16 protein-coding genes and 2 riboswitches are annotated in these 18,288 nt (G+C 31.7%); of the genes, 14 read left to right on the forward strand and 2 right to left on the reverse strand.

The window, feature by feature from the left end; genetic code table 11:
- The first annotated feature begins 260 nt into the window (after positions 1–260).
- Genes HYG85_RS21160 through HYG85_RS21170 form a run of 3 tightly spaced genes read left to right on the forward strand, consistent with a single transcriptional unit; the run spans position 261 to position 2,102 of the window.
- The gene (locus HYG85_RS21160) at positions 261–965 is read left to right on the forward strand and encodes a DUF421 domain-containing protein (RefSeq protein WP_212691338.1); all 705 of its coding nucleotides are present in this window, start codon (positions 261–263) and stop codon (positions 963–965) included.
- 31 nt (positions 966–996) lie between these two features.
- Positions 997–1,362 carry a DUF4363 family protein gene (locus tag HYG85_RS21165; protein ID WP_212691339.1) on the forward strand — a complete coding sequence of 122 codons (366 nt, stop codon included), beginning with the start codon at positions 997–999 and terminating at the stop codon, positions 1,360–1,362.
- An 8-nt stretch (positions 1,363–1,370) separates the two neighbouring features.
- Positions 1,371–2,102: a class I SAM-dependent methyltransferase gene (locus HYG85_RS21170; protein WP_212691340.1), complete on the forward strand. Its 732-nt coding sequence runs from the start codon at positions 1,371–1,373 to the stop codon at positions 2,100–2,102.
- 32 nt (positions 2,103–2,134) lie between these two features.
- On the opposite strand, the gene HYG85_RS21175 is transcribed toward HYG85_RS21170, so the two are convergent.
- On the reverse strand, positions 2,135–3,583 hold the full coding sequence (locus HYG85_RS21175) for a spore germination protein (protein WP_212691341.1): 1,449 nt from the start codon (positions 3,581–3,583) through the stop codon (positions 2,135–2,137).
- Positions 3,584–3,592: 9 nt separating this feature from the next.
- Positions 3,593–3,898: a hypothetical protein gene (locus HYG85_RS21180; RefSeq protein WP_113675396.1), complete on the reverse strand. Its 306-nt coding sequence runs from the start codon at positions 3,896–3,898 to the stop codon at positions 3,593–3,595.
- Positions 3,899–4,153: 255 nt separating this feature from the next.
- Here HYG85_RS21180 and HYG85_RS21185 point away from each other — a divergent pair, with 255 nt between their 5' ends.
- The 11 genes from HYG85_RS21185 to xylA all read left to right on the forward strand — a co-directional run bounded on the left by HYG85_RS21185 (position 4,154) and on the right by xylA (position 18,222).
- The gene (locus tag HYG85_RS21185) at positions 4,154–6,544 is read left to right on the forward strand and encodes a glycoside hydrolase family 38 N-terminal domain-containing protein (RefSeq protein ID WP_212691342.1); all 2,391 of its coding nucleotides are present in this window, start codon (positions 4,154–4,156) and stop codon (positions 6,542–6,544) included.
- 176 nt (positions 6,545–6,720) lie between these two features.
- Positions 6,721–6,822, forward strand: a riboswitch (glycine riboswitch).
- Positions 6,823–6,825: 3 nt separating this feature from the next.
- Positions 6,826–6,900, forward strand: a riboswitch (glycine riboswitch).
- A 320-nt stretch (positions 6,901–7,220) separates the two neighbouring features.
- The gene (gene gcvT / locus HYG85_RS21190) at positions 7,221–8,327 is read left to right on the forward strand and encodes a glycine cleavage system aminomethyltransferase GcvT (RefSeq protein WP_212691343.1); all 1,107 of its coding nucleotides are present in this window, start codon (positions 7,221–7,223) and stop codon (positions 8,325–8,327) included.
- A 70-nt stretch (positions 8,328–8,397) separates the two neighbouring features.
- Positions 8,398–8,775, forward strand: coding sequence for a glycine cleavage system protein GcvH (gcvH, locus tag HYG85_RS21195; RefSeq protein WP_113675393.1), 378 nt, complete (start codon positions 8,398–8,400; stop codon positions 8,773–8,775).
- 29 nt (positions 8,776–8,804) lie between these two features.
- On the forward strand, positions 8,805–10,145 hold the full coding sequence (gene gcvPA, locus HYG85_RS21200) for an aminomethyl-transferring glycine dehydrogenase subunit GcvPA (protein WP_212691344.1): 1,341 nt from the start codon (positions 8,805–8,807) through the stop codon (positions 10,143–10,145).
- Positions 10,146–11,600, forward strand: coding sequence for an aminomethyl-transferring glycine dehydrogenase subunit GcvPB (gene gcvPB, locus HYG85_RS21205; RefSeq protein ID WP_212691345.1), 1,455 nt, complete (start codon positions 10,146–10,148; stop codon positions 11,598–11,600).
- 24 nt (positions 11,601–11,624) lie between these two features.
- Positions 11,625–13,019 carry a dihydrolipoyl dehydrogenase gene (lpdA, locus tag HYG85_RS21210; RefSeq protein ID WP_212691346.1) on the forward strand — a complete coding sequence of 465 codons (1,395 nt, stop codon included), beginning with the start codon at positions 11,625–11,627 and terminating at the stop codon, positions 13,017–13,019.
- 455 nt (positions 13,020–13,474) lie between these two features.
- Entirely contained in the window at positions 13,475–13,936 is a 462-nt protein-coding gene (locus HYG85_RS21215; RefSeq protein WP_212691347.1) for an Lrp/AsnC family transcriptional regulator, read from the forward strand.
- A 105-nt stretch (positions 13,937–14,041) separates the two neighbouring features.
- Positions 14,042–15,160: an alanine dehydrogenase gene (gene ald, locus HYG85_RS21220; RefSeq protein ID WP_212691348.1), complete on the forward strand. Its 1,119-nt coding sequence runs from the start codon at positions 14,042–14,044 to the stop codon at positions 15,158–15,160.
- A 254-nt stretch (positions 15,161–15,414) separates the two neighbouring features.
- Entirely contained in the window at positions 15,415–15,981 is a 567-nt protein-coding gene (locus HYG85_RS21225) for a GNAT family N-acetyltransferase (RefSeq protein WP_212691349.1), read from the forward strand.
- 103 nt (positions 15,982–16,084) lie between these two features.
- Complete coding sequence (locus HYG85_RS21230; protein ID WP_212691350.1) at positions 16,085–16,702, forward strand: lactate utilization protein; 618 nt, start codon at positions 16,085–16,087, stop codon at positions 16,700–16,702.
- Between the two features lie 209 nt (positions 16,703–16,911).
- On the forward strand, positions 16,912–18,222 hold the full coding sequence (gene xylA, locus HYG85_RS21235) for a xylose isomerase (RefSeq protein WP_330619178.1): 1,311 nt from the start codon (positions 16,912–16,914) through the stop codon (positions 18,220–18,222).
- Positions 18,223–18,288 lie beyond the last annotated feature (66 nt).

The following is an 18,288-nucleotide window of genomic DNA, read 5'->3' on the forward strand; positions in this document are numbered from 1 at the left end:
TTTATCTATTACTTCAATCCGCGATAGAGTCTATCCCTATCACGGATTGAAGATCTATAAAAATATCAATGATTAACTATATTAAAGCTAATCATTAATAATCAAAATAATATCTATGTTAGATAGTAAAAACCTTTTTTAATATAATATGCCATCTATTTGAATACGTGAAGAAAATGTAAACCTACTTAGTTTTTGCATGGTAAGTTATAACATATTATTGGTGGAAATAGTAAATACTACTGTAGGAGGTGGTAAGTTTGAATGAGAGTATTGTAGTCATTGTAAGAGGTGTAATAGGTTTCTTTTCATTGTTGATCTTTACACGTTTACTGGGAAAACAACAAGTCAGTCAATTAACACTGTTTGAATATATTTTAGGAATAACTATTGGGTCAATGGCATCTACACTTACTACTGATTTAAGTTCTGCTGCATGGCCCCATTGGGTAGGATTGGTAGTATGGGCAACACTTGTATATTTAGTTCAAGTACTTACATTAAAATTTCCTGTTATTTCAGAATATATTAATGGAAAACCTAGGGTATTGATAGCGAATGGAAAAATATTAGAAAAAAACTTGAAAAAATTACGATATAATCTCTTTGAATTGTTGGAACAGCTAAGGATGAATAACATCTTTGATATTAACCAAGTTGAGTTTGCAGTACTAGAAACCAATGGTAAATTAACAGTGTTAAAAAAATCTCAATTTCAATCTTTGACTCCAAAAGATATGAATTTATCAACAGATTATATGGGACTTAGCACGGAACTAATCTACAATGGTGTGGTCATGGAGCATAATCTTGAAAAGATAGATTTAGATGAGAAATGGCTTGATAGTCAATTGAAGACTAGAGGAATCAAAAATCCACTGGAAGTCTATTTGGCAGTTATTAATACTTCAGGTGAGTTATATATTGATTTATATAAAGATCATATGGATGACAAATCTTTGTAAAATGGTTATAATGGAAAGGAAAGTTCACAAAATGAAAAAGGTCATGATAATCACATGTACTTGTATACTTCTAGGAATATTCATTCTAATAATGAATTCTGGTGGTTTATTGAAACAGTCTTTTATGGATGGAGATGACGTTGAGACACTATTGAGGAATTTGAATGAAGATATAGTTGAGAGTGATTGGAAAAAGGGACAAGAAGATATAGAAAAGTTAAAAGATGCATGGGATATGGTGAGCAAAAGAGTTCAATTCAGTGTTGAAAGAAATAATTTGATGGGTATTGAACTATCTATTGCCAGGCTTAAAGGTTCAATACGTGGTAAAAACAAAGAACAATCCTTAATTGGATATGAAGAGCTGATATCATATTGGAATAACTTAGAAGAGTAGGTGGATAAATGAGTTTTTATAAAAGTATATCAAAATCTTATGATAACATATTTCCTTTGAAAGCAGGTATGGTCAATTATGTATTAGATAGTATTTCAGATTATTCATCCTGTAGATTATTGGATATCGGGTGTGCTACTGGACATATGGCTGGGGCTATAGGTGCAAAGGGTGTTGAAGTTATTGGGATCGACCTTGATTCTGAAATGATTAAATATGCAGCCAAAAATTTTCAAGAGGACAATATATCCTTTCAAGTTATGGATATGTTGAAAATAGAAGAAAAATGGGGGAACAATAGTTTTGATATAGTTACTTGCTTTGGTAATACATTGGTTCACTTAACTAATGAAGAGGAAATATTTGAAGCGTTAAAAAATATGAAAGCCATTCTAAAAGCTAAGGGTAAGCTTTTGATTCAGATATTGAATTACCAGTATATCTTAGATAAAAGTATCAGAGAGTTACCTATCATAGAAAATGAGTATATCAAATTTGAAAGATTCTATTCTGAACAAATAAGGGATGAAAGATTAATTTTTGAGACAAGATTAACTATAAAAGACACAGGAGAGATAATCTCAAATGAAATATACCTGTATCCTTTATTGGAAAAACAATTGAATAATTATCTTGAAAAGCTAGGATTTCGTAATATTAGGTTCTATAAGAACTTTAATAGAGAACCTGCATCTTATAATCATCTGCCTTTGGTTTTAGAGGCATCATTAGATGAATAAGATACAGGTAGAAAATATATTATTATAATCAATTAACTAGATTTATTGTTATCTTTGTATTTTTTGTTATTTCTTTTGATTTCAATTATAGGTTTTCTAAGGAGTATATTAGAAAGGGCTTTCCCATTAAAAGGAATGAGAGGCCATGTATATCGCATACCACTAAAGGTTTTGGTGGTTCCGATAATGATAAGTATGATTATTATACCGGCAAAGAATCCATATGCATTGAATAAACCAGTCAGCAATAATAGGAATAGTCTAAATAAGCGTATTGCTAGTGCAAATTCAATACTTGGAGAAGCAAAGGTGCATATTCCCACAATTGCCATGTACAATATGGTTTCTGGTATGAACCAACCTACATCTACAGCGAATTGACTAAGAATCAAACCACCGATTATACCTAGAGAAGTAGATAAGGTATTAGGGGTATGAATTGATGCAATCCTCAACATATCAAGACCTAACTCCAATATGATGAATTGAATGAACAAGGGGATATTACCAACTTCTTCTGGACCAATGAATTCTAGAGCTTCAGGTAGATACGATGGATTTAATGCGAATAAAAGCCAAAGTGGTGATAATACCATAGCTATAAAAATGGACAGAAACCTTATCCATCTTATATATGTTCCCACTAACGGATTTTGATAATAGTCTTCCGAATGTTGAGTGAAATGAAAGAAGGTTGTAGGAAGCAAAATTACACTAGGCGATGTATCTACTATAATAGCAATATGACCTTCAAGAAGATGAGCTGCCACAACGTCAGGTCTTTCTGTAAAACGTACTTGTGGCATTGGGTTATACCATTTTTTCTTTATCAGTAGTTCTTCAAGAGATTTTTCAGCCATTATAAGAGATTCAACTTGAATGTTATCCATTTTCTTATGAAGGTCCTCAAGTAGTTTGTCATCAACCAAATCTGCAATATAACCGATTGAAACATCGGTTTTAGAACGTTTTCCTACAGTAGTCATTTCAAAGATTAATCTAGAATCTCTTACCCTTCTTCTTATTAATGCAGTATTGAAGATAACTGTTTCAACTAATCCATCACGAGAACCACGTGTTACTTTTTCAAGATCAGGTTCTTCGGGACCTCTTGCAGGATAAGTTCTAGCATCAATTATTATACCCTCAGATTGATTTTCTAATATTAACCCAACTGCTCCTGATAGTACAGAATCTCTAATAGTATCATAATCATGGAAGATTTCAACTTCTATATATCCAATATGACTTGAGATCCATTGTTTCAAATCATTGATATTTGTATCCTTTGCAGGCAGATTTTGAAGGTTTTCTAGTAACCATAACATTATATCGTCTTTTGCAAATCCATCTATAAAGACAAGATACCCTTTTGTATTTCCAAAAGTAAGGTCTCGTCCAATGATATCAAAACTTTTTTTGATAGGTAGTATTTTATTGATTGCATCTATATTTTTTGTCAGGTTTTTAGATAGTTTCATTATAATCTCCTATCCTAAGAATTCAGGTTTTCTTGTGTGGTCAGAGCGTACAGCTTTTTGGAGTATAGTAAAATCGAATTGGTCAGGATTGAGGTTGAAATCACAGGGGAATTTGGTGCCACAATTTTCACATTGGATATATTGAAAAGAATCTCCGTTTTCCCTGGTATCAAATTCAAACGATACATTCTTATCATTTTGGGGTATATTATTATCTGTACCTATTTTATAAGAATAGGTAAAGGTAGCTTGATGTTTTGCCATTAAATTGGTGGAATTACAAACAGGGCAATGTATAGAATTATTTAAATTCATTTAATCACTTCCTCGATTAATTATTTTATATAATCATATAATAAGTATTACCAATTTCTAATTCATATATGTTGTTTTAGCAAAAAAGTAAAATAAGGACAAAATATTTATAAAAAAATAAGGATAATATGTAAATTAACAAGACAAAATAAAACAAAAAATAAACAAGATTAAACAATATTTTATAGAAGTATTGGTATATCATTATTTGGAAGTATATTATTAATGGTACAATGTTAAGGAGGCTTTTATATTATGCTAGATAGAAAATGGACCATGTATATTCTGCATCATTCACATACTGACATAGGTTATACTGATTTACAAGAAAGAATTATTTATACTCATGTTGATTACATCAAGTCAGCAGTAAACACAATCAAAGAAGGCTATAAGAATGGAACAATCGACAAAGACTTCAAATGGAATTGTGAAACATACTATTGTGTAGAAAGATTCTTGGAGGAAGCTACAGAACAAGAAAAAAATGATTTCTATGATGTAGTAAAATCTAATAATATCGGATTATCTGCTACCTATTTGAATTTTAATGATTTAGTTGATAAAGAAGTATTGAACAAAAGAACAAAAGAGATGGTTGATATTTTTGGTGAACAGGGAATTGATGTAAAAGTAGCCATGAATGCGGATGTAAATGGAATTTCCCTTGGAACATTTGATGTATTATTAGATAATAATATTGAATTTTTATTTACTAACATTCATACTCATCATGGAATGTACCCTCTTTATCAAAATCAAAAACCTTATTATTGGGAGAATAAAGACGGTAAAAGATTATTGGTATTCAGCGGAGAACATTACAACTTGGGTAATGCACTAGGTATAATCTATAATAAAAACATTAATTTCATGACAGAAAACTATTTCGGCAAAACTCAGCCTCAAAATCATATTGATGCACTTAAGCATAATATAGATAATTATCTTGAACAATGCGCTGAAAATGGATATGATTATAACTTTATTCCTGCCTGTGTATCAGGTGTGTTCAGTGATAACGCTCCACCAAATACAGATATTATAAGAACCATAAAAGAGTTTAATGATGTCTATGGTGATGAGATTGAACTTCAAATGGTAACAGTGCAAGAATTCTATGATAAGATTAAAGACCAAGTAAAAGATGCACCAGTGTACACAGGTGATTTAACAGATTGGTGGGCTAATGGTGTGGGAAGTACACCATATGCAGTAAAACATTACAAAGAAGCTCAAAGAATGTACCATTTATGTAAAAGATTAGATAGAGATGGTAATATAAGTAATGAAAAATTAGTAAGAGAAGCAGAAGACAACATGTTACTATTTGCTGAACATACTTGGGGTCATTCTTCTACAATTACTAATCCTTATGATACAATGGTACAGAATCTGGACATCAGAAATATAAGCTATGCATCTAAGGCACATGAGGCTTCAGCTAAAGATCTTAATAGAATTACTCATAAAAAAGGTGACAAACTTCGTTATTATGACCTAAGTGGTAAGATAAAAGCAATCAATCCATCAAATAAAAGACTTAAAAGCGTTGTAGAATTCTATATAGAAGTATGGAAATATCAAGGTGTCAAAGTTATTTGTGAATCCACAGGTGAAGAAATGAAGGCTCAGATGTCTTCTCATCCAAGAGGTGTACTAATCAGCTTTGTAGATACTTTTGAAGCTAATGAAGAAAAAGTCTACAGCTATGAAGAAGTTTTTAAAAAAGAAATTGTTAATACAAGAGTTGCTTATGTAGGAGCAGAAAGAGTAAAAGATATCGTTAATGATTACGATACAACAAATTATAAAATCCCTTATGGAATAGAAAATGATTACTTCAAAATATCCTATGAAATAGGTAAAGGAGTAACTTCCTTCTATAATAAGGTTGATAAAGTTGAGATGTTAAAAGAAGGAGATAGTGCTTTCTTTACTCCTATCTATGAAAAAACACCAGTAAAAACTGATGTATATGAAGAAAGAAGATTATTAGGTAGAAATATACGCGGTCTTCATGCTGAAAAATATATAGGAAAATTAGTTGATATTAAGATTATTGATAATGGTGAGATATTTACAACTGTTGAACTTATATATGAATTGGAAGGTACTTATTTTAGTTCTGTAATCATAAAACTATACAATACTCTACCAAAATTAGAGTTTAAATACAAAATAGCTAAAACATTATCTACAGATATTGAAAGTGTATATCTACCATTAACACTTGACAACCTTAATGCAACTAAATATATTGATAAAAGTGATGCTGTAATGAGACCAGGTATCGATCAGGTTCCAGGTACTTGTATGGAATATTATCTTGTTGATAACGGCTTGATATATGAATCAGACAAGAATACTATCTTAATCCAAACAAAAGACACACCACTTATATATATGGGAGAATTAAAACATCATCCAATAGTTCTTTGTGACAATAAGGAAGAAAACAATAAAAGAGATGTGTACTCATGGATTATGAATAATACATGGGAAACTAATTTCAAAATGGATCTATCAGGTATAACAGAATACTGCTATACTCTAGACCTTGTTGAAACAACTAATGCACGAGAAAGCTTTAACAGAATGAAAGATGAAAGTTTTGGCGTAATCACCTTTATGATTAACGATTAGATATCAGGTATTTGTTTTTAATAATATTTATTAACATATTTTATAAAAACACTTGAAAAATTTCTGATAATACATTAATATGAAATTATAAATGATGAGTGTAACTTATTAAACTCATTAACATATATATTAGTATATAAATATGATTTGAATAATAATTATATAATGAATCCTATGTGAAAATTGCGAGAGATACCTGTTTAAGGAGCCGAAGAAGCAACATAGAAATAAGCCATATTTCTATCGAATCTTTCAGGCAAAAGGATCGCAATTGGATGGGAATTCTGGAAAGCTTTTTGAAAGCACCGAAGGAGCAATATCTCAATGATAGAATCTCTCAGGTAAAAATACAGGATAAGACGGCATTTACATTAAAATGCTCTCTTATCCTTTTTATTATTTTAACGGTATATTCAATAATGCTTAAAAATATGGCTAGATTACCGAGTGAAGATAGTATAGGGGAAATATTCCCCTATACTATCTGAACGACCGTTATGCTATATGGTTTTTAAATCATAATACTAATATATTCTATATAAGTCCAATTAAATAATTGTTATATAGCCAATTATTTAGATCAATTAGACTTATGAAATCAAGTAAAATATATTGAGCTTATTTAATGGGTGTATAGATTTTTAAGTTCAATATATAGATAAAGGGAGGTTTACATATGGAACAAAGTAAAAGAACAGCTTTATACGATACTCACAAGAAATATAATGGAAATATAGTAGATTTCGCAGGTTTTGAACTTCCATTATATTATGAAAGTATTCTTGAAGAGCATAATGCTGTAAGAAATAATGCAGGGATGTTTGACGTAAGTCATATGGGCGAAGTTACAGTTAAGGGAGAAGAGGCAGAAAACTACATACAGAATCTAGTTACCAACGATATATCAGTCATTACTGATAATGGAGTCATGTATACACTCATGTGCTATGAAGACGGTGGTGTTGTAGATGATTTGTTAGTCTATAAATATAATACCACTGACTATCTCCTTGTAATTAATGCAAGCAATATTGAAAAAGACTACAATTGGATGGTAGAGCAAAAAGGTTCATTTGATGTTGATTTAGAAAATATTAGCGATGATGTAGCAGAAGTTGCACTACAAGGACCAAAAGCACAAGAAATACTCCAAAAATTGACAGACACTGATTTACAGACAATAACATTTTTCAGATTCAATGAGAACGTGTTAGTCAATAATAATAAATGTATTGTATCAAGAACAGGATATACAGGAGAAGATGGTTTTGAAATATATACTTCTCTAGATAATATAGTCAATATATGGGAAGCAATAATGGAAGCTGGTAAAGATGAAGGGTTAAAACCTGCTGGGTTAGGTTGCAGGGATACACTTAGATTCGAGGTTGCATTACCCTTATATGGAAATGAGATAGATAAGGACATAACTCCATTAGAAGCATCATTAGGATATTTTATTAAATTAGATACAGATTTTATAGGTAAAGATGTATTGGTTAAACAAAAAGAGCAAGGACTATCAAGAAAGCTAGTGGGTATTGAATTACTTGGAAAAGGTATAGCTAGACATGGTTATGATATTTTATCACCTGATGGAGATAAGATAGGAGTTATAACTACAGGTTATCAATCACCATCAGTAGGTAAAACTGTAGCTCTGGGTTTAATTGATATAGATTATACTAAAATGGGTACAGATGTAAGTGTTAAGATAAGGAAAAAACAAGTACCAGCTAAGGTTGTAAGCAAAAAATTCTATAAGAAAAATTATTCCAAATAGTTAAACAAAAGAGGCTATGCCTCGTATATCTACACTAAATAATATAAAATAAATTTAGGAGGAATTGACAATGAAAATTATGGAAGGTTATTATTACACTAAAAATCATGAATGGGTTAAAGTAGATGGGAATACTGCAATAGTAGGTGTATCAGATTATGCGCAACATGCTATGGGTCAAATAGTTTATGTGGAATTACCAGAAATAGATGATGAATTCTCTAAAGAAGATGCATTTAGTGTTGTAGAATCAGTAAAAGCTGCATCAGACATATATATGCCTGTTGGAGGTACAATAGTAGAGGTTAATGAAGATTTGGATGATGAGCCAGAATTAATTAATACTGACCCATACACTAATTATATCTGTAAAATTGAATTAACTGATGAAAATGATATAGAAGGTCTAATGAATGCAAAAGAATACGAAGAGTTCTGCGATAAATAAAAATTAAAATGTAAGGAGGTAGGTAGCTTATGTTTCCATATTTACCACATACCGAAGAAGATATAAAGAGTATGTTAGAAGTTATAGGGGTAGAAAGCATAGATGCTTTATTTGATGATGTGCCTGAGAAAATAAGGTTAAAGAAATTATTGAATATTAATGAACCAATGAGTGAATTGGAAGTAAGTCAGTACATGAAAAAGTTTGCTGACAGTAATAAAGGTGTAGACGATCTGATATGTTTCTTAGGAGCAGGAGCATATGACCATTATATACCATCAATTATAAAACATATAACTTCACGTTCTGAATTCTATACTGCTTACACTCCATACCAGCCTGAAATCAGCCAAGGTACATTACAGGCTATATTTGAATATCAAAGCATGATATGCGAATTGACAGGTATGGATGTAGCCAATGCTTCATTATATGACGGTTCTACTGCTACAGCAGAGGGAGCCCTCATGGCATGTGGAGCCACAAGAAGAAATAAAATTGCTGTATCTAGGACTGTGAGTCCAGGTACAAGAAAAGTTTTAGAGACTTATACAAAATATAAGGGAATAGAACTTATTGAAATAGAAGAAAATGATGGCGTTACTGATATAGATGATTTAAGAAATAAGATGGATAAAGATGTTGCAGGAGTGATTGTCCAAAATCCTAACTTCTTTGGAATTATAGAAAATATGAGTGAAGTAGAAAAAATTACCCATGATTCAAAAGGACTGTTAATGATTAATGCAGACCCAATATCACTGGCTATTCTAAAAACTCCAGGTGAATATGGTGCTGATATAGTTATTGGTGAAGGTCAAAGTCTAGGAAATCCACTTAATTTTGGAGGTCCATATCTAGGATTTATTTCCTGTACTAAAAAATTGATGAGAAAACTTCCAGGCAGGATAGTAGGTCAGGCAGAAGATGTAAATGGAAAAAGAGGTTTTGTGTTGACTCTACAAGCTAGAGAACAACATATAAGACGTGATAAAGCAACTTCCAATATTACATCCAACCAAGGTCTTAATGCTCTTACTGCTGCTATATATCTTAGTACTCTCGGAAAAGAAGGATTAAAAGAAGTAGCTAAGAATTGTCTAAAGAAAGCTCATTATGCTGCTGAACTAATAGGTAAGTCCAGTAAATACGAACTCAGGTTCAATAAACCATTTTTCATGGAGTTTGTGGTTAAGAGCAGTATAAAACCTGAAAAAGTCAACAAAGAGCTTCTACATAACAATATTCTTGGAGGTTATGAACTAGGAGGGGATTACAGTAATTATAATGATGATATACTCCTATGTGTAACTGAGAAAAGAACAAAGAAACAAATAGATGATTTAGTAAACATAATGGAGGGGATGTAAATGATAGAATACGATAAATTGATTTTCGAGGTATCAAAAGATGGTAGAAAAAGTTATTGCCTTCCAGAGTGTGACGTACCTGATACTAACATAGAGGAACTTATTCCAGCTGAATTTCTTAGAAAAGAAGATGCACAGCTGCCACAAGTAAGTGAAGTAGATGTAATACGTCATTTTACATTGTTATCTAATAAAAACTTTGGTGTAGACACTGGATTCTATCCTCTTGGTTCTTGTACAATGAAATATAATCCAAAGATAAATGAAGATATGGCTTCCCTAGATGGGTTCACAAAACTTCATCCATTGCAGCCAGAAAGCACAGTACAGGGAGCAATGGAACTAATGTATAACCTACAAGAAAGTCTACAAGAGATAACTGGTATGTCAAAAGTTTCTTTACAGCCTGCTGCAGGGGCTCAGGGAGAGTTGACAGGACTTATGATAGTTAAGGCATATCATGATTATAATGGTAATCATAATAAGAAAAAGATCATTATCCCAGATTCTGCACATGGTACTAATCCAGCCAGTACTAGTATGGCAGGTTTTACATCTGTTGAAATCAAATCAAATGATAAGGGAATTGTAGATATAGAGGCGCTAAAAGAAGTATTGGATGAAGATGTTGCAGGACTTATGCTTACTAATCCTAATACACTTGGTCTATTTGAAAAGGATATCCTCACTATATCAGAGCTGGTTCATGAGGTAGGAGGGTTACTATATTATGATGGTGCCAATATGAACGCTAATATGGGAATAACACGCCCTGGGGATATGGGATTTGATATTGTCCATCTTAATCTCCATAAGACATTTTCAGCACCTCATGGAGGAGGAGGACCAGGAAGTGGACCAGTTGGTGTGGTTAAAGAATTAGCTCCATTCCTTCCAAGACCAATAGTAGATAAAGAAGGCGACAATTATACTCTTAAAAATGATATAGAGACATCTATAGGAGCAGTTAAAAACTTCTATGGTAATTTTGGAGTGCTTGTAAAAGCTTATACCTATATTCTTACTATGGGAGGAGAAGGCTTGAGACAGGCAAGCAGGTTAGCAGTACTTAACGCTAATTATATGAAGGAAAGATTAAAAGAAGATTATATATTGCCAGTTGATGAAGTATGTAAACATGAATTTGTTTTAGGTGGATTAGGAGAAAATGAAGGTCACGTAACAACATTGGATGTTGCCAAGAGACTTATGGATTATGGATATCATCCACCTACAATATATTTTCCACTTATAATAGATAGTGCTTTGATGATAGAGCCTACAGAAACTGAAAGCAAGGAAAATATGGATGGTTTTATAGAGGCGCTTATCAAGATAAAAGAAGAGTCCATTAGTAATCCAGAGGAATTGAAAAAAGCTCCATTTAAAACTTGTATCAGAAGATTTGATGAAGTTACAGCAGCTAGAAAACCAATATTGCGCTACACAAAATAATCTGAATAAATGGGAGGTGAATCAATGAAGGATATTATTGTAATAGGTGGTGGACCTGGAGGTTATGTGGCAGCCATAAGAGCCGCTCAGCTTGGTGCTAAAGTTTGTATAATCGAGAAGGATAGATTTGGTGGCACTTGTCTTAATAGAGGCTGTATACCTACAAAAGCTCTATATAGAAATGCTGAGATAATAAATACCCTAGGTAGAAGTGAAGAATTTGGTATCGACATAGAGAGCTATAACATCAATTATAAGAGTGTACTAAAAAGGAAAGATGACGTAGTAGAAAAATTAGTCAGTGGTGTTGAAAAGTTATTGAATGATAACGGTATTTTGATACTAGATGGTACAGGTATAATAAAAGACCAGCAAACTGTAGAAGTTATCAAAACAAACGGCGATACAGAGATTATAAAAGGAAAAAATATAATAATAGCAACAGGTTCAATGCCTGTAAAACCTCCTATTGATGGAATCTGTGAACCAAATGTCCTTACAACCAAAGAAATATTGGAGTGTGAAGAGATACCAGAAAAATTAGTGATTATAGGCGGTGGCGTTGTTGGTATGGAATTCGCTAGTATCTTCAATGCTTTTGGGTCACAAGTTTCTGTAATAGAGTTTCTTCCTAATATTTTAAGTGGTGTGGATATAGGTGTTTCAAAACGTTTTAAATCAATGGCGAAGAAAAAAAATATTGATATAATGACTAAATCAAAAGTCACTAAGATTATTAGTGATAACAATAAAATGCAAGTATGTTATGAAAGCAAAAATAAAGAAAAGATAGTAGAGGCAGATAAGGTATTGGTTGCAGTGGGAAGAAAACCTAATCTGGAAAATATAGGTTTAACTGAAATCGGTATTGATTATGATAGTAAGGGTATCAAAGTTGATGAAAATAATGAAACATCTGTAAAAGGAATATATGCTATAGGCGATGTAAACGGTAAGATAATGCTTGCACATGCGGCTTCTCATCAAGGAATTGAAGTAGTTGATCATATAATGGGTGTTGGCTCTGATGAAGGTTCTCAAGTGGTACCAAGCTGTATATTTGTTTTTCCGGAGATTGCTTGTGTAGGTATGACAGAACAGCAAGCAAAAGAAGAAAACATTAATGTAAAAATTGGCAAATTCATGTTTTCAGCTAATGGAAAAGCAATGGCTCTAGGAGAAGATGAAGGATTTGTCAAGATTATTGCACGTGAAGAAGACGATGCAATATTAGGTATGCATATATTAGGACCTCATGCATCTGATTTAATACATGAAGGAGTTTTAGCCATACAAAATGGTTTAAAGACTATGGATGTTATTAAGACAATTCATGCTCATCCAACTCTTGGAGAAGCTATACACGAAGCAGCCTTAGATACTCAAAAAAGGGGAATACATATAATGCCAAAGAAATAATGTTAAGCAATAATGAATAAATGCTTTATTAAATAAAAGAAAATACATCTGTATATTAATAATAATTAACAGATGTATTTTTTAACTTTTGATATAATTGGTTTACATATTTGGTGTATGTTACTTAGTTAATTTATTATCAATATAAATATAAATAAGCCAATCAAAAAAATGGAAAAAAATATTAAAGATGAATATTTAAATCACAAAAAATATTACTGAATTAAATCAAAAATATTTAAAAATGGTTTTCCATAGTATATACTGACATTATAAGACATTTCACATATTAATTATTCAGGTATAAATACATATATACAAGAATTATTTTGTTAGGTATCATGACTGAACTTAAAAATTACTAATACAGTTTGTAATACGTGAATATATTATACTTAAGGAATAGAATGCAAAAAAGAGTTACTGCCAATATAATTATTAGAAAAGAGGGCTATATGGATTCGATTGATATTAGTATTTTAAGATTATTGCAAAAAAATGCAAGATCCACTGTTTCAGAAATAAGCTCCCAGATCAATTTGTCTATATCAGCTGTAAGTGATAGGCTGAAAAAACTTGAATCCGGAGGTATCATAGATCAATATACAACAATTATTAACCCTAATTATCTGAATAAAAGATTGACAGCAATCATGTTCATTGCTATTGATAGACCTAAGTATACTGATGATTTCATTAACTTTATTCAAGAAACAGATGAAATACTCGATTGTCTGTATATAGCTGGTGAATATGACTATTCATTAAAGATTGTTACTAAGGATACATTTTCTCTAGAGCAACTATTGAATAAAATAAAAGCAATCGAAGGCATCAAAAAAACTAAAACAAACGTAGTTTTATCCACAGTCAAGAATTCACACTCAATCATTCCATCAATGGAGACGTCCAAATAGAAATATTCATTAGTATCCTGTTGGTAGTATACAGTTCTTAGCTAATACCGATTAAAGCTATCATACTGTATAGTATATATAAATTATTTAAGGAGGAGGAAATTTATGATTATAGGTGTATTAAAAGAAATTAAAAACAATGAAAACAGAGTAGGATTAACTCCTGCAGGTGTAAGTGCTCTAGTAAAAAATGGTCACACAGTATATGTTGAAACTAAGGCAGGACTTGGAAGTGGTATAACTGATGAAGAATATGTTGAAGCTGGTGGGGTTATAAAAGAAAAGAATACTGATATATTCGATACAGCAGATATCATAGTAAAAGTAAAAGAGCCTTTAGAATGTGAATATGACCTATTCAAAGAAGGTCAAACACTATATACATATCTACATCTTGCTCCTAATGAGCCTCTTACTAAAGCTTTACTTAAGAAAAAAGTTACTGGTATAGCTTATGAAACTGTTGAAGAAAAAGACGGTTCTTTACCATTATTGGTTCCTATGAGCGAAGTAGCAGGAAGAATGTCAACACAAGTTGGTGCACATTTACTTCAAAAGTATAATGGTGGAATGGGTGTTCTACTTGGTGGTGTTCCAGGAGTTTTACCAGCAGAAGTTGTTATTATAGGTGGAGGAATCGTTGGTACCAATGCTGCAAAAATGGCTTTAGGTCTTGGTGCTAGAGTAACAATACTTGATATCAATGCTCATCGTCTTGCACAATTAGATGATATATTTGGTGGAAGAGTTTCAACACTTATCTGTAACGATTATAATATCTGCCAAATGGTTAAAAGAGCCGATTTATTGATTGGTGCTGTACTTGTAAAAGGTGCAAAAGCTCCTAAGATAGTAAAAGAAGATATGGTTAAGACAATGAAGAAAGGTTCTGTTATAGTTGATGTAGCTATTGACCAAGGTGGTTCTATAGAAACTATAGATCATATAACTACTCATGACAATCCATGTTATGAAAGACACGGAGTCATTCATTATAGTGTTGCCAATATGCCAGGAGCTGTTCCAAGAACTTCTACTTATGCTTTAACAGGTGTAACTCTTCCATACCTTGTAAAAATGGCTAATAAAGGTGTGAAAGAAGCTCTACTTGAAGATAAGAGATTATTATTAGGTCTTAATACTTATGATGGAAAGGTAACTTATGATAATGTAGCAACAGGATTAAATCTAGAATACTTTGATCCTGAAACTTTATTGAAATAATAAATCAATAAAAAGGGGCTGTCTCATAATACATTTTTTAGATAATTAATTGCCAGTAAGATAGATATTGATTAGCTGTTTTACTAGGTCATCTTTTATAAAATGTATTGTGAGCAGTTCCTTTTTGTTATAACATTATTGTCTCTTAACATATTGAAAATTATATAGCAAATTAAGTATTGATATAATATTTGTTTTTATATCATATTTAATGTTAATATGTTATAATTATATGTAAGGAGGCGAAAGCAGTAATGTATAAAAAACCGTACATAGCAAGTGATAGGATAATACTTAGGTTAGCTGAAAAGAATGACACAGATGAAGTATATAAATATCATTTGAGGAACAAAGATTACTTGGCTCCATTTGAACCGGAACATAATGACAGATATTATACAAGAGAACGATGGGAAAAATTAAATCAGAGAAGTCTAAAAGATGCTGAAGAAGGTAAAGCTATAAGACTATTCATTTTTAGAAAAGAAGATAATAAAAGAGTTATTGGAGAATTGAATTTTGAGTTTATCATGAAAAAACCTATGTGTTCATGTGAAATTGGTTATAGTATGGATGAGCATGAACAAGGTAAAGGTTATATGACAGAGGCTGTGAAATTAGGTACGGATTATGTGTTTCGAGAGCTTAATCTTATGAGAATAAGCGGAGGCTATAGTAAGAGCAATGAAAAAAGCGGTAACGTTATGAGAAAAGCAGGTTTTGTGGGAAATAATTTAATAAAAAATTACATGCTGATTAATGGAAAATGGGAAGATATAATTTATTGTTACCTATACAATAATAATTGGAAGGATGAATAGGAGGCGAATTCTTTTATTAATAATCAGTTGAAGAAAATATAACAATTTGATTTTTAAATGAAATGTATAAATTTATAAAATAATGCTTAGGGGGAAGGTTAAAATGGACAATGTAACAAAAGAAGTAATCATTGATAATTTTAAGCAAAGAAATATTAAGGCAGAATTTTATAATACAATAGAAGAGACGAACCAGAGAATTTTAGAATTAATACCACTAAAAGGTTCTGTTGGAGTTGGACATTCCAATACTCTAGAACAATTAGATGTGATTAATCAACTGAGTAATAGAGGAAATGAAGTTATAGATAAGTCATCAGCAAAAAGCGAAGAGCAAATCAAGGAGTTCAAGAAGGAATCCCTTACTGCAGATTGGTACATATGTGGAAGCAATGCTGTTTCAATGGACGGGCAGATTGTAAATATTGATCATAGTGGTAATAGAGTTGCAGCTATTATGTACGGACCTGACAAAGTAATTCTAGTTATTGGTGTTAACAAAGTAGTTAGTACTCTTGATGAAGCAATAAACAGAGCCAAGAATATAGCTGCTCCCAATAATGCAATAAGAGCAGACTATAAACCACCTTGTGTTTATTTGAAGAAATGTGTGGATTGTACATCTAGCGAGAGAATATGCAATTACCTTACAATCATACAAGGTCAAAAAGATAAAGATAGATTGAAAGTGTTAATTGTAGACGAGGAATTAGGATATTAGTGAAGGAAATCAAGGTAAATATAGGGGACATATTAACATTCAAAACGTATTAAAGGATAGTCCCCTAAAAACTTTTTAATATGGGTTGAAAAAGTTTTTTTGATATGCTATAATTTACTTAAATTAAAAAAGACAATTCAATTATATTTTTTTGGGAACTTTTTAAAGTGATTTTAAAAACTATAAAACATAAAAAAGGAGAAATGAAAATGAGCTATTTCAATGTAGAAAATGTAAAATATGAAGGACCAAAATCTAAGAATCCATTATCATTCAAGTATTATAATAAGGATGAAGTAATTGCTGGTAAACCAATGAAAGAGCATCTTAGATTTGCTATGAGCTATTGGCACACTCTAGCAGCAAATGGTTCAGATCCATTCGGATTAGGAACGTATGTTAGAGCATGGGATGGATTAGAAGGAATGGAACTTGCTAAAGAGAGAGCTAAAGCAGGTTTTGAATTAATGGAGATCCTTGGGATGGAGTATTATTGTTTTCATGATGTAGATGTTGCTCCAGAAGGAAAAACTTTACAAGAAACATTGGATAATCTTGATGAAATGGTGGATTACCTAGAAAAACTTCAACAAGAAACAGGTGTAAAACTATTATGGGCTACATCTAACATGTTTAGCCATCCAAGATTCGTACACGGAGCTGCAACTTCATGTAATGCAGATGTATTTGCTTATTGTGCAGCAAAAGTTAAAAAGATGCTAGAAGTAGCAAAACGTCTTGGTGCAGAGAATTATGTTTTCTGGGGTGGACGTGAAGGATACGAAACACTACTCAACACTGATATGGGATTAGAACTTGACAATTTAGCCAGATTCTTAAAAATGGCTGTTGATTACGCCGAGGAAATAGGATTCACTGGACAATTCTTAATTGAGCCTAAACCAAAAGAGCCTACAAAGCATCAATATGATTTTGATACTGCTACAGTACTTGCGTTTTTAAGAAAATATAACTTAGATGGATATTTCAAGATGAATATAGAAGCTAATCATGCAACCTTGGCAGGACACACTTTCCAACATGAACTTCATACTTGTAGAATTAATGATGTACTTGGAAGCATTGATGCAAATCAAGGTGATATGCTACTTGGATGGGATACTGATCAATTCCCAACTAATATCTACGATAGTACTTTAGCTATGTATGAAGTACTTAAAAATGGAGGAATCGCTCCTGGAGGATTGAATTTTGATTCCAAATTAAGAAGAGGTTCATTTGAGTTGGATGATTTATTATACGGTTATATCGCTGGAATGGATAATTTTGCAAAAGGTCTGTTAGCAGCAGCTAAACTATTAGAAGAAAATGCTCTTGAAGAATATGTTGATAAGAGATACAAGAGTTATACACAAGGTATTGGAAAAGATATCGTAGATGGCAAAGTTGGTTTGAAAGAGTTGGCAGAGTATGCTCTTGAAAATGATCAAATCGTTAATGAATCTGGTCGCCAAGAACTATTAGAAACTATAGTCAATGATTATATCTATAATGCATAAACATATATCTTAATATTATAAGTATGTTATAATCATATAACAAGATTAAATCAAAGAAGTAAGTAT

The organism is Vallitalea guaymasensis (assembly GCF_018141425.1).
In the GTDB taxonomy this organism is placed as follows: domain Bacteria; phylum Bacillota; class Clostridia; order Lachnospirales; family Vallitaleaceae; genus Vallitalea; species Vallitalea guaymasensis.

Bases quoted from the DNA above. Each gene is read 5' to 3' on its own strand.
- HYG85_RS21165 (WP_212691339.1), top strand. From the start codon at position 997: ATGAAAAAGGTCATGATAATCACATGTACTTGTATACTTCTAGGAATA.
- HYG85_RS21170 (WP_212691340.1), top strand. From the start codon at position 1,371: ATGAGTTTTTATAAAAGTATATCAAAATCTTATGATAACATATTTCCT.
- HYG85_RS21175 (WP_212691341.1), bottom strand. From the start codon at position 3,583: ATGAAACTATCTAAAAACCTGACAAAAAATATAGATGCAATCAATAAA.
- HYG85_RS21180 (WP_113675396.1), bottom strand. From the start codon at position 3,898: ATGAATTTAAATAATTCTATACATTGCCCTGTTTGTAATTCCACCAAT.
- HYG85_RS21185 (WP_212691342.1), top strand. From the start codon at position 4,154: ATGCTAGATAGAAAATGGACCATGTATATTCTGCATCATTCACATACT.
- gcvT (WP_212691343.1), top strand. From the start codon at position 7,221: ATGGAACAAAGTAAAAGAACAGCTTTATACGATACTCACAAGAAATAT.
- gcvH (WP_113675393.1), top strand. From the start codon at position 8,398: ATGAAAATTATGGAAGGTTATTATTACACTAAAAATCATGAATGGGTT.
- gcvPA (WP_212691344.1), top strand. From the start codon at position 8,805: ATGTTTCCATATTTACCACATACCGAAGAAGATATAAAGAGTATGTTA.
- gcvPB (WP_212691345.1), top strand. From the start codon at position 10,146: ATGATAGAATACGATAAATTGATTTTCGAGGTATCAAAAGATGGTAGA.
- lpdA (WP_212691346.1), top strand. From the start codon at position 11,625: ATGAAGGATATTATTGTAATAGGTGGTGGACCTGGAGGTTATGTGGCA.
- HYG85_RS21215 (WP_212691347.1), top strand. From the start codon at position 13,475: ATGGATTCGATTGATATTAGTATTTTAAGATTATTGCAAAAAAATGCA.
- ald (WP_212691348.1), top strand. From the start codon at position 14,042: ATGATTATAGGTGTATTAAAAGAAATTAAAAACAATGAAAACAGAGTA.
- HYG85_RS21225 (WP_212691349.1), top strand. From the start codon at position 15,415: ATGTATAAAAAACCGTACATAGCAAGTGATAGGATAATACTTAGGTTA.
- HYG85_RS21230 (WP_212691350.1), top strand. From the start codon at position 16,085: ATGGACAATGTAACAAAAGAAGTAATCATTGATAATTTTAAGCAAAGA.
- xylA (WP_330619178.1), top strand. From the start codon at position 16,912: ATGAGCTATTTCAATGTAGAAAATGTAAAATATGAAGGACCAAAATCT.